13 protein-coding genes are annotated in these 10,483 nt (G+C 68.9%); 9 read left to right on the top strand and 4 right to left on the bottom strand.

All coding sequences use genetic code 11. The annotated features are described in order from the left end of the window. Positions 1-182 precede the first annotated feature (182 nt). The 4 genes from def to E1285_RS39600 all read left to right on the top strand — a co-directional run bounded on the left by def (position 183) and on the right by E1285_RS39600 (position 4,517). Positions 183-713, top strand: a complete 531-nt coding sequence (gene def, locus E1285_RS39585) for a peptide deformylase (RefSeq protein WP_132159737.1) — start codon at positions 183-185, stop codon at positions 711-713. Positions 714-903: 190 nt separating this feature from the next. Further along, the gene (locus E1285_RS39590) at positions 904-1,635 is read left to right on the top strand and encodes a response regulator transcription factor (protein ID WP_132159738.1); all 732 of its coding nucleotides are present in this window, start codon (positions 904-906) and stop codon (positions 1,633-1,635) included. Further along, a complete protein-coding gene (locus E1285_RS39595; protein ID WP_132159739.1) occupies positions 1,635-3,215 on the top strand; it encodes a HAMP domain-containing sensor histidine kinase in 1,581 nt (526 codons plus the stop codon). Before E1285_RS39590 ends, E1285_RS39595 begins: the two co-directional genes overlap by 1 nt. A gap of 348 nt (positions 3,216-3,563) precedes the next feature. Beyond that, a complete protein-coding gene (locus E1285_RS39600; protein ID WP_132159740.1) occupies positions 3,564-4,517 on the top strand; it encodes a trypsin-like peptidase domain-containing protein in 954 nt (317 codons plus the stop codon). Between the two features lie 325 nt (positions 4,518-4,842). Here E1285_RS39600 and E1285_RS39605 read toward each other — a convergent pair whose 3' ends face one another. Further along, positions 4,843-5,682 carry an oxygenase MpaB family protein gene (locus tag E1285_RS39605; RefSeq protein WP_132159741.1) on the bottom strand — a complete coding sequence of 280 codons (840 nt, stop codon included), beginning with the start codon at positions 5,680-5,682 and terminating at the stop codon, positions 4,843-4,845. A gap of 90 nt (positions 5,683-5,772) precedes the next feature. On the opposite strand from E1285_RS39605, the gene arfB reads away from it, so the two are divergent. Both arfB and E1285_RS39615 read left to right on the top strand, forming a co-directional pair. Next, positions 5,773-6,198, top strand: a complete 426-nt coding sequence (gene arfB / locus E1285_RS39610; protein ID WP_132159742.1) for an alternative ribosome rescue aminoacyl-tRNA hydrolase ArfB — start codon at positions 5,773-5,775, stop codon at positions 6,196-6,198. Between the two features lie 134 nt (positions 6,199-6,332). Further along, complete coding sequence (locus E1285_RS39615; protein ID WP_132159743.1) at positions 6,333-6,902, top strand: Uma2 family endonuclease; 570 nt, start codon at positions 6,333-6,335, stop codon at positions 6,900-6,902. 54 nt (positions 6,903-6,956) lie between these two features. Here the strand turns inward: E1285_RS39615 and E1285_RS39620 are convergent, their stop codons facing one another. Together E1285_RS39620 and E1285_RS39625 are read right to left on the bottom strand one after the other, a co-directional pair. Further along, the gene (locus E1285_RS39620; protein WP_132159744.1) at positions 6,957-7,259 is read right to left on the bottom strand and encodes a hypothetical protein; all 303 of its coding nucleotides are present in this window, start codon (positions 7,257-7,259) and stop codon (positions 6,957-6,959) included. Further along, entirely contained in the window at positions 7,256-7,699 is a 444-nt protein-coding gene (locus E1285_RS39625; protein ID WP_132159745.1) for an ATP-binding protein, read from the bottom strand. The genes E1285_RS39620 and E1285_RS39625 overlap by 4 nt, the downstream gene beginning before the upstream one ends. A 111-nt stretch (positions 7,700-7,810) precedes the next feature. Between E1285_RS39625 and E1285_RS39630 the strand changes: the two genes are divergently transcribed. Both E1285_RS39630 and E1285_RS39635 read left to right on the top strand, forming a co-directional pair. Further along, positions 7,811-8,641 (top strand): helix-turn-helix transcriptional regulator, encoded by an 831-nt coding sequence (locus E1285_RS39630; RefSeq protein ID WP_132159746.1) that lies wholly within the window; start codon positions 7,811-7,813, stop codon positions 8,639-8,641. Continuing rightward, positions 8,638-8,829 carry a DUF397 domain-containing protein gene (locus E1285_RS39635; RefSeq protein ID WP_132159747.1) on the top strand — a complete coding sequence of 64 codons (192 nt, stop codon included), beginning with the start codon at positions 8,638-8,640 and terminating at the stop codon, positions 8,827-8,829. The genes E1285_RS39630 and E1285_RS39635 overlap by 4 nt, the downstream gene beginning before the upstream one ends. Positions 8,830-8,881: 52 nt before the next feature. On the opposite strand, the gene E1285_RS39640 is transcribed toward E1285_RS39635, so the two are convergent. After that, entirely contained in the window at positions 8,882-9,505 is a 624-nt protein-coding gene (locus tag E1285_RS39640) for a PaaI family thioesterase (RefSeq protein ID WP_347814124.1), read from the bottom strand. A 97-nt stretch (positions 9,506-9,602) separates the two neighbouring features. Here E1285_RS39640 and E1285_RS39645 point away from each other — a divergent pair, with 97 nt between their 5' ends. Beyond that, a complete protein-coding gene (locus E1285_RS39645) occupies positions 9,603-10,391 on the top strand; it encodes a DUF222 domain-containing protein (protein ID WP_132159749.1) in 789 nt (262 codons plus the stop codon). Positions 10,392-10,483 lie beyond the last annotated feature (92 nt).

The following is a 10,483-nucleotide window of genomic DNA, read 5'->3' on the forward strand; positions in this document are numbered from 1 at the left end:
ACCGCACGCCGTCCAACCGCACGCCGTCCAACCGCACGCCGTCCAACCGCACCCCCTCCAACCAGCGCCCCACTCCAACCGGACCGCCGTTATCAGGCCCTCGTCCGACCGAGTCCCCCTCCGACTGGCCCCCGTCCAACCGGGCAGTCTTTATGTCGGGTTGCCTTTTATAGGATCTCGGGGTGAGCAAGAGGACCCATACGCGCCGTGGAACCGCCCGTCCGATCCGGCACCTCGGGGATCCGGTCCTGCGTACCGAGTGCGATCCCGTCCGGACGTTCGACGCCGCGCTGGAGCGCCTCGTCGACGACATGTTCGTCACCATGTACGAGGAAGAGGGCGCCGGGCTCGCCGCCAACCAGGTGGGAGTCGGCCTGCGGGTGTTCGTGTACGACTGTGAGGACGACAAGGGGCGCAGGCACATCGGGCATGTCGTGAACCCGAGGCTCGTGGCCGCCGACGGTGAGACGCTGGTCGAGCCGGAGGGTTGCCTGTCCGTCCCTGGTTTGCGTTTCGCGACGCCCCGCCACGCGCACGCCGCCGTCGAGGGCGTGGACATGAAGGGCAAGCCCGTCCACGTGGAGGGCACCGGCTACTTCGCCCGCTGCCTCCAGCACGAGTGCGGTCATCTGGACGGCAGCGTCTACATCGATGTCCTGTCCGGCGACGCGCGCCGCGAAGCGATGCGGGCCATCCGGAACCTCCGCCGTTAGGCGCAAGCCCGGGGGCGCGACATCCGGGTCTCATCCACCTCGGGAGGTCCCTGCGGCCACGGGCATCGCACCAGGCAGGATGGGGGACGACGCACTCAACCGATCCTCTGCGGGCATTCAGGGGACGTTCAGGTTGAGATGGGAGCCTCTGCGGTGATTGTGGAGGGGGACTGTGCCATTGGTGGAACGAATGGTTGATCGAACGGCGAACGGCGGCGGCAAGGCGGCGGAGGCGACACTGCTCGTCGTCGAGGACGAACCGAACATTTTGGAGCTGCTCGCCGGCAGCCTGCGCTTCACCGGTTTCGACGTGGTCACCGCCACCAACGGGGCCGACGCGGTCCAATCGGCGCGGCGGCACCGCCCGGACCTGATCGTCCTGGACGTGATGCTGCCCGACATCGACGGGTTCGATGTGGCGCGGCGGCTGCGGTCCGGCGGCGACCACACCCCCGTGCTGTTCCTGACCGCGCGGGACGCCGTGCAGGACCGCATCAAGGGGCTGACGATCGGCGGGGACGACTACGTCACCAAACCGTTCAGCCTTGAGGAGGTCATCGCCCGCATCCGGGCCGTCCTGCGGCGGTTCCGCGGCGGGATGACCGAGCCGACGCCGCGGATGGTGTTCGCGGACGTCGAGCTCGACGAGGACAGCCACGAGGTGTGGCGAGGCGGCCGCGCGATCCAGCTGTCGCCGACCGAGTTCAAACTGCTGCGCTACTTCATGGCCAACGCGGGACGCGTCGTGTCGAAAGCGCAGATTCTCGACCACGTGTGGAACTACGACTTCCGAGGCGACGCGGGGATCGTCGAGTCGTACGTGTCGGCGCTGCGCCGCAAGGTCGACAACGCCGAGCCGCGCCTCATCCACACGCTGCGCGGTGTGGGTTACGTCCTGCGCGAGCCGGCGAGACCCGGCTGATGTCCGCGCACGTACCGGCGTCCTCCACCGGCGCTCTTCCACCGGGGGATTCGCCGGAGCCGCAGCGCGCCCGCGACCAGGACCCGCTGGGGTGGCCGCGGTACGTCCTGGCCCGCGTGTGGGGACGGACGTCGCTGCGCGTCAAGCTGATCGCCGGGATGCTCGTGCTGGCCACCCTCGGGATGACGGTGATGGGCGCGGCGGGGACGTCGGTGCTGCGGCAGTACCTGGTCGGGCGGGCCGACGACCAGCTGCGCGGCGCCGTCGGACGATCGATGAGCCAGGTCGTCCAGCAGCTGGAGGAGCTGGAGGAGGGCCAGACCTGGATCACCTACCGGATCCCGAGTGAGGTGTACGGGCAGGTCCGCGCCACCGACGGCCGCACGGTCGGGCGCAACCCGGCGTGGAGCGATCCCGGCCATCCGCGCCTCCCCGATGACCTGTCCGGGCGGATCGACCAGCCGTTCACGGTCTCCGGGACCGGCGGCTCGGGCTCGTCGTGGCGGATCCTGGCCCAGCCGATCCCGGGCGGCAATGGAGCGATCCTCGTCCTGGCGTTCAGCCTGGACGAGGTCGACCGGACCGTCCGCCGGCTGATGGTGATCGACGCGATCGTGGGGGTGGTGGTGCTGGCCGGCCTGGTCGGTCTCGGCGTGTGGGTCGTCCGGGCGAGCCTGCGCCCGCTCGCCGAGGTCGAGGAGACCGCGGGCGCGATCGCGGCGGGCGACCTGTCGCGCCGGGTCCCGCGGGCCGATCCGCGCACGGAGATGGGACGGCTCGGCGAGTCGCTGAACGCGATGCTCGCGCAGATCGAGGCGGCGTTCCGGGCCCGTGCCGAGTCGGAGGCGGGAGCGCGGCGGTCGGAGCGGACCGCGCTGAGGTCGGAGGAGCGGATGCGGCGGTTCGTCGCCGACGCCAGCCACGAGCTGCGCACCCCGCTCACGGCGATCCGCGGGTTCGCCGAGTTCTACCGGCAGGGCGCCGCCCGCAGCCCCGAGGAGCTCGACCGGCTGATAGGGCGTATCGAGGAGACCGCATCCCGGATGGGGCTGCTGGTGGAGGACCTGCTGCTGCTCGCGCGGCTGGACCGGCAGCGTCCGATCGAGCGGCGTCCGGTGGACCTGCTCGCCGTCGCCGCCGACTCTGTCCAGGAGGCGAGAGTTCTGGCACCCGAGCGCACGATCGATCTATCGGTCGAGGGTGGCCTAGCGTACCAGGTGCGGGGGGACGAGCCGCGCCTGCGCCAGGTGCTCGGGAACCTGCTGACCAACGCGATCGTGCACACTCCGGAGGGCACGCCGGTCGAGGTACGGCTCGCTCCGGGCACGCTGCGCGGCGCCCCGGCGGCGATGGTCGAGATCGCCGACCTGGGCCCCGGCCTCTCGCCCGAGCACGCGGAGCGGGTGTTCGAGCGCTTCTACCGCGCGGACGAGGCGCGCTCGCGGGAGGGCGGCGGCGCGGGTCTCGGCCTCGCCATCGTCGCCGCGCTGGTGGCGGCCCACGAGGGTCTGGTGGAGGCCGACTCCGAGCCGGGCGAGGGCGCCACGTTCAGGGTCCTCCTTCCACTCGACGGAGACTGAGCCCGCTCGACAGAGACTGGGCCCGCTCGACAGAGACTGAACCCGCTCGACGGAGACTGAACGCCTTCATACGGCACATTCAGGCAACTTTCAGGTACGTGCGCTTAGCTGGACGCCACAGGGCGCGCCCCGGTCTCGACGGGGAACGGGAGTCCGCGCCCTGGCCAGCTTCAGCGCAGCTCACGCCGCTAGCGGCACCGCGGTCGAGGGACGAGACGCCACACGACCCCTCGGCTGCGGTTTTTTCGTGGCATACCGGCATTCAGCACACTTTCAGGAAAGATCCAGGCGGATTGCAGCCCCGGGACGCACTCTCGATGGTGAGCGACCAACAGGGGGATCCGTTTCATGAACGCCGAACGGCCGCAGCAGCCGTGGGAGCCCGAAAGACCGAGCTTCAGCCCGCACTGGGGACAACCGCACCCGGGACAGCCGCACTGGCAGGGACCGGGGAACGTCCCGCCGCCGGCGCCCCGTCCGGGCTTGTTCGGCACGGCACGTCAGAAGATCGCGGCGGTGGGGGCCGCCACGGCACTCGCCCTCGCGGCGGGCGGCGCCGGCGCCGCCGCCACGATGGCGCTGACCCACGAGGAGACCGTCTACGCGAGCCCGACGGCCGTGTCGGGCGCGGAGTCCGGGGGGACGACCGCGCAGGTCGCCGCCGCGGTCCAGCCGAGCGTTGTGTCGATCCAGGCCAGGACGCCGAACGGTACCAGCGGCGGCTCCGGCGTCATCCTGCGCTCGAACGGGGTGATCCTCACGAACGCGCACGTCGTGGACGGAGCACGGCAGGTCGCGGTGAAGTTCGCCAACGGCGACACCGCGTCCGCACGCGTCCTCGGCGCCGAGGCCGGTGACGACATCGCCGTGATCAAGGCGCAGGGGGTATCGGGGCTCAAGCCCGCCACCCTCGGCGACAGCGGCGACCTCGCCGTAGGCGACACCGTCCTCGCGGTCGGGAGCCCGCTGGGCCTGGACGGCTCCGTGACCTCCGGCATCGTCAGCGCACTGGGCCGCCAGGTCCAGGAAGGACAGGAGGACCAGCCGCTCCCGCCGGGCCTGGAGGACCGGCTGACACAACAGGAGCAGACCGTCATCGAGAACGCGATCCAGACCGATGCGGCCATCAACCCTGGCAACTCCGGCGGCGCCCTCGTCAACGCCTCCGGTCAGGTGATCGGCGTGAACACCGCCATCGCCACCGCCGGGCAGAGCGACGGCAACATCGGCGTCGGGTTCGCGATCCCGATCGACTCCGCGAAGAAGACCGCCGACGAGATCATCGCCGGCGCCTCGGTCTGACCCGGGGACGCCGTCCGGCCAGGCTCTGGGGGGAGCGGGCGGACGGACGGTGGAACCGGGCCAGGAGGCCCCTCCCAACCGGGCCGGGTGGGGAGGGGCCGAGCAAGGGAGAGCGGCCGCGTGACTACCCTGTGGGTCACGCGGCCGCGCCCTTTCTGCGCCCTACCTGCCAGCGCCCAGTCTGAGCCCTGCCTGCCAGCGCCCTTACCTGCCAGCGCCCTTGCCTGCCAGCGCCCTTGCCTGCCAGCGCCCTTGCCTGCCTGCACCCTGCCTGCCTGCACCCGGCCTGTCCTGCCTGCGCTGCTCGCTCGCCTGCCCCGCCCGCTCAGCTCGACCGGACCGAGATCGCGGGCGGGCGCTTCAGCTTGGCCAGCATCCGCCGCGTCGAGGTCAGGTAGACCTCCCGGGGCAGCGTCCGCACCCGTAGCGGCAGCCGCGGATACACCACCGCCAGCGCCCCGACCAGCAACCGGAACCGCCGCTCCCGTCCGGCGTCCCACTTCCACCCGTACTGCTCGCGGATCGGCGCCGGCATCAGCCCGGCCGTCAGCAGCCGGATCATCGCCAGCCCCGGCTCGTGCAGGGCACCACCCGGCAGCCGCTGATACAGCACCTGGTCCGCGACGGCTCGCGACGCGTCGCTGATCTTCAAGTTCTGGAGCATGTCCGCGTAGTACTCGCGGAACTGCGGATACGTCGCGGGCATCCGCTCCTCCGGGCACCCCAGGATCGTCGCGTAGACCTTGCTCTGCTGGTAGAACTCCTCAAGCTCCGCCTGATCGAGCCGCCGCCGGAAGAGCAGCTGGTAGAACTGCGCCGCCACCGCGAACAGCGTGGACGCGACCCACACCTGCAGCTCCGGATCATTCGCCTCGTAGTCGGGCCCGGTGACGGCGTCATGCCCCTTCGTGACCAGGGCGCTGAGTGCCTCGGCCTCCTCCCGCGTCCCGAACTGGACCGTGTAGAGCCACCCCATCGTGTTCCGCAGCCGCCGCGCCGGATCGTCCGCCGTGTAGCTGTGGTCGTACACGCCCTGCGCGACCTTGGGGTGCGCGGTCTGCAGCAACGACGCGGCCCCGCCCGCCGCGATCAGCACGCCCTCCCGCCCGATGACGCGGATGAGATCGCCGTCCTCGAACACTCCCTCAGACACTCCTTCAGCCATACCGATCATTGTAAGTAAGTGCTTGCAGTCGTACCCACCCGGGTATTACTCAGGCGACAAGATCAGCCGTGCCCTGCGACAATGTGGGGCATGCCCGACCAGATCCATGTCCGCGGCTCGGTCTCCATCCCGGAGTCCGAGCTGAGCTGGCGTTTCTCCCGTTCCTCGGGGCCGGGCGGGCAGCACGTCAACACCAGCGCCACCGCCGCCGAACTCTCCTTCGACGTGGCGAACTCCCCGTCGCTCCCGGACACCTTGAAGGCACGCGCCCTGGAACGGCTCGCCGGCCGCCTGGTCCGCGGCGTCCTCACCGTCCGCGCCGAGGAGTACCGCTCCCAGCTCCGCAACCGCGACGCCGCCCGCACCCGCCTGGCCACCCTCCTGGCCGACGCCACGGCACCGCCCCCGAAGAAGCGCGTCCGCAAGAAGATGCCCCGCGGCATCAACGAACGCCGCCTGGAGAACAAGAAACGCCGCTCCGCCATCAAACGCCAACGCTCCAGCCGCTGGGACTGACCGGGCAGGCAACTCGGCCTCCATCCCCTAACCTGGCGTCGTTGCGACGTAGCGGATCGCCATCACCGAAGATTCGCCGACCAGGATGAATGGGTACCCGTCACACCAGTGCCCACTGACGCTGAGGACGGAGCATGAGGGCATATGACCGGCTGCGCCCGACGGCGATAGCCATCATGGAGCGTCTGGACGCGTACGGCGTGGAGCTGGACGATCAAGGGGTGCACGTCATGACGAGCCCGGTCAACCGGCACGAGTTGGCGATCGCGCATCTGCGATGGCAACTGGAGCGTCAACTCGACCCGGGCATGATGGCTCACGCTGGCACGCCCGAGATCGACGACCCGGAGACCGGGCGGCTACGTAAACCCGATCTAGTGGTGATCCCAGTGGCGGCGCTGGAGCGGCCGGGCCGGACGTACCTCCGGCCTGCGGAAGTGGAGTTGGTCACCGAAGTGGTCTCCGCTCCCAACCCCGAGAACGACTACGAGAACAAGACGATCGACTACCCAGCCATGGGGATCCCGACCTACGTGATCATCGATCCGCGCAAGTCGACGGTGACGGTGTTCAGTGACCCCCGTCCCGCTTCGAAAGGGACGCGCTACCGCGCACGGCACGACTACGTGTTCGGGGACGGGGTCAAGGCGGGCGGCTACGTCATCGACAGCACCGCGTTCCTACCCTACGAAGGCGACGACTAGCCCACGGGGGCTACCAGGTCCCGGGGAACATCCGCCGCTTGAGCAAGCCGCCGATCAGCTCGGCCGCCGCTCCCGCGTCGCCGCACTCCGCCAGGAAGCGGACCGCCCGCGCTGAGCCTCATAGTAGGCCCAGGACCCTCCGGGGACCGCGAGCACGCTCACCGCGATGCCGACGTCCCGGACGTACACCCAGAGCAGCGGCACCGGGATCGGAAACTCCTCGGCCCGGTACAGCCTGACGAACCTCCACCCCTCCGCCTCAAGCGCCGAGACGAGCGCCTCCAGGTACCGCACCGCCGTGTCCGGCCGCCGACGCGTGCGCCACGACAGGACGTACCGCTGGCCCCGCGGGATCAACGGCGCTCCTCCAGCTTGAGCGCCGCGCACACCCACTTGCCGCTTGGACGGGTGGGCTCGACCCAGCAACGGCTGGCCAAGCTCTCCACGATCGAAAGCCCCCACCCGCCGTTGTCGTCGAAGTTCTCCTCACGCAGATCGAGCGTCTCCAGAGACAGTTCGACCTTCTGCACCAATGGCCGCCCGTCACATCGGTCCCACACAGCCAGGACGACTTCGGCGACCCGGAACCCGACATGCACCTTGATCACGTCCGCTAGCCCGGAAGCCACGATCGCGTTCGCAACGAGTTCCCCCATGACGAGCGCCGCGTCAGGGACGAGGAACGACAGCTCCCACTCGCGCAGGGCACTAGCGACCTGATCCCGGGCCAACCCCGCAACGGCCGAAGAAGCCGCGAATTGCCGGGACACGCCCGTTTTCTTCTCCGTCAATGCCATGACCTCACCTTTCCGGGTTGCCTGTGAACGAGGTCACACACTTCCCCAAGCTCAGGCCCCTGTCGTGCATACGCTGCGCGCTGGAGACATCGAGAAACAAAGGAGGTACCAATGGGCCGGAAACGATCACCTGACGAACTACCAAAACCGCAGACGAACATGTGGGACTTTGTGGCCTACTACATGCGGTTCCAGCGCACCCAGCGAGGCTTGTCCGGCGAGGCGCTCGGCCGAATCATCAATGTGGGAAAAGCTCAGGTGTCCCGCATCGAAACAGGGGTCCAGCGACTGGACGCTAGGCAGGCCGCCGCCATCGACAAGGCGTGGAACACCGGGAGGCTTTTCTCGTTGCTCGTCTGGTATGCCGCGATCGGCCACGATCCCGCATGGTTCGCGCAATACGTGGAGATCGAGCAAAAATCGGAGATGCTGCGCATCTACGAGGCGAACGTCATCCCGGGCCTGCTCCAGACGCCGGAGTACGCGGAAGCGCTGCTGCGCTCAGGCACCGAGACGAACCCCGACCAGCTCATCACCGACCGCCTCCAACGACAGGATCTGCTACTGCGGGACACTCCGCCGCATCTCACCGTGCTGCTCTCCCAGAACGCTTTGGACTGGCCGGTGGGCTCCCCCGAGATCATGTACGGGCAACTGGCCCGTCTTCTCGAAGAGGCGCAGCGATACCACGTCGCACTGAGGGTGCTACCCAGATCGTGGGCGACCGGTGCGCACGCGGGACTCGACGGATCCTTCCAGATCATGAGCGGCGACAACTTCGGGGAGGTCGCCTACGCCGAGTCGCCTGGGACGGGACGTTTGGTGTCATCTCCACCCGACGTGAGATCGTACGGCATACGGTTCGAACGGATCAGCGCGAAGGCACTCGACGAATGCGCGTCCTCCGCACTGATCCAGAAGATCATGGAGGAGATGCGATGACCCGTCCTGCATGGCGCAAGTCCAGCCACAGCGGCACACAGGAGGGCGCTTGCGTCGAGATCGCCGACCTGTCCTCCGGCGTCGGCGTCCGCGACAGCAAGAACCCGAAGCACGGCCACCTCACACTTCCCGCCCGGACCTTCGCCGACCTCCTGGCCCGTGCCAAACGAAACGAACTCAACCTGTAACCCCGCCCCCACGAGCCCCGGCCTCACACGCCGGGGCTCCCCTGTTTCGGCATCAGGGTTGAGTGGCTGCCTGGTCGAGTGGAATGACGCGGGCGGTCGCCGAGGCGGTGGCGATGGTCGCGCCTTCGGAGTCAGCGAGCGTCCCCTCCAGAAAGGCCAGGTCACCGTTCCGGTGAACCACCCGCCCTTTGCCGATGATCCGGCCGGGCCGGACGGGGCGCAGGAAGTTCACCTTGAGTTCCGCCGTGGACTGGAACTGGTCGGGCCCTAGCGTGGCGAGCAGTGCGGGGCCAACGGTGTCGTAGAGCATCGCAGCAAGGAAGGCCCCGAGAACGTTGCCCGCCGGGTTGACGAAGTCCTCGGTCCCCGTGAAAGCGACCTCGATCGTGCCGTTGTCGATGTCCACGTCGATGAACTCGAACCCCAGCGTGGCAGCCGCAGGCGGAATCGGAGCACGCCCCTCCACTCCGTCCCAGAACGGCCCCGTTCGCGCAACCATGCCAACTCCCTCTCCCACAGGTGGCTCGTAGGCAACGCTAACCCCCGCCGTCCGCCGAGGGCGCGATCGCCGACCACCCTTCCGGGGATGCCCCCGCCCCGCCTCCGACGCACCGCAACGCCGACCAAGACCCCCGAAAACATCCGCACACAAATCGAAATGTCCAGTTTTGTCCATTCAGCGGCCTTTACCTATCCACACGGTGACATTAATCAATCCCCGTTCTCGTCAACCGCGGCACCATGCGGTCGTCACGTTGAGCTATCATTCGTACATGTGTTCGACGAGAAGCGATCTTGACGAGGCGTCCACCACAGAATTGGTGAACGTCCTCTCTGCGGTCGCCGCCGAACTCGCCGACCGCGAACCACCTGAATCACCGGCTGCCTGCATGGAGCTCACCGAGACGCTCGCGGCGGCCACCGACCAGTTGGAGTCGGCCATCGCCGGGCTCATCTCCGTGGTCGACAAATCCAGAGAGGTGCAGCGCTGGGGGCTGCCGTCCACACAGGCCTGGCTACGATCCCGCCTGGGCATGCGCGACACCCGCGCCAAGGAACGCCTCAGTCTCGCCCGGCAGCGCCACCGCCTCCCCACCCTCGGCAAGCGCTGGGCTACCGGCGAACTGTCCTTCGGCTGCGCCACCGCCATCGCCGACGCCGTGACCCACTTGAACGACGACGACTGCAAGGCCGCCGAGGACATCCTGCTGGACATGGTCGACCAGGAGTTCTCGGCCGGGAAGGTCGCCGCGTTCGGCCGCCGGATCCGCGACATCATCGCCGAACGCGACGGCACCGAAGAACCCGACGCCGACTCCCGCCACGGGTACGAACGCTCTTGGATCGACACCACCCGCTCGCTGGACGGTGGCCGCTACATCAAGGGCTGGCTCAACGCCGAGGACACCGCCGTCTGGGACGGTACGCTCGCCCCGCTGGCCAAACCCGCCGGCCCCGACGACGACCGTGACCTGTCCGAACGGACGGCAGCCGCCCTCACCAGCGTCCTGTCGGGTGGGCACAAGGTGAGCTTCCCCCCGGAGCACGGACATCTGATCTGAGGTCACCGGCGATCATCAGGAAGGATGTCCGCCATGCCCTCACCACACCCGCCCGAGTTCCGCCGCCGCGCGGTCGAGCTGGCCCGCCAGGG

The organism is Actinomadura sp. 7K507, assembly GCF_004348425.1.
Lineage (GTDB): Bacteria > Actinomycetota > Actinomycetes > Streptosporangiales > Streptosporangiaceae > Spirillospora.

Bases quoted from the DNA above. Each gene is read 5' to 3' on its own strand.
- E1285_RS39590 (WP_132159738.1), top strand. From the start codon at position 904: ATGGTTGATCGAACGGCGAACGGCGGCGGCAAGGCGGCGGAGGCGACA.
- E1285_RS39595 (WP_132159739.1), top strand. From the start codon at position 1,635: ATGTCCGCGCACGTACCGGCGTCCTCCACCGGCGCTCTTCCACCGGGG.
- E1285_RS39600 (WP_132159740.1), top strand. From the start codon at position 3,564: ATGAACGCCGAACGGCCGCAGCAGCCGTGGGAGCCCGAAAGACCGAGC.
- E1285_RS39605 (WP_132159741.1), bottom strand. From the start codon at position 5,682: ATGGCTGAAGGAGTGTCTGAGGGAGTGTTCGAGGACGGCGATCTCATC.
- arfB (WP_132159742.1), top strand. From the start codon at position 5,773: ATGCCCGACCAGATCCATGTCCGCGGCTCGGTCTCCATCCCGGAGTCC.
- E1285_RS39615 (WP_132159743.1), top strand. From the start codon at position 6,333: ATGAGGGCATATGACCGGCTGCGCCCGACGGCGATAGCCATCATGGAG.
- E1285_RS39625 (WP_132159745.1), bottom strand. From the start codon at position 7,699: ATGGCATTGACGGAGAAGAAAACGGGCGTGTCCCGGCAATTCGCGGCT.
- E1285_RS39630 (WP_132159746.1), top strand. From the start codon at position 7,811: ATGGGCCGGAAACGATCACCTGACGAACTACCAAAACCGCAGACGAAC.
- E1285_RS39635 (WP_132159747.1), top strand. From the start codon at position 8,638: ATGACCCGTCCTGCATGGCGCAAGTCCAGCCACAGCGGCACACAGGAG.
- E1285_RS39640 (WP_347814124.1), bottom strand. From the start codon at position 9,505: ATGGACAAAACTGGACATTTCGATTTGTGTGCGGATGTTTTCGGGGGT.
- E1285_RS39645 (WP_132159749.1), top strand. From the start codon at position 9,603: ATGTGTTCGACGAGAAGCGATCTTGACGAGGCGTCCACCACAGAATTG.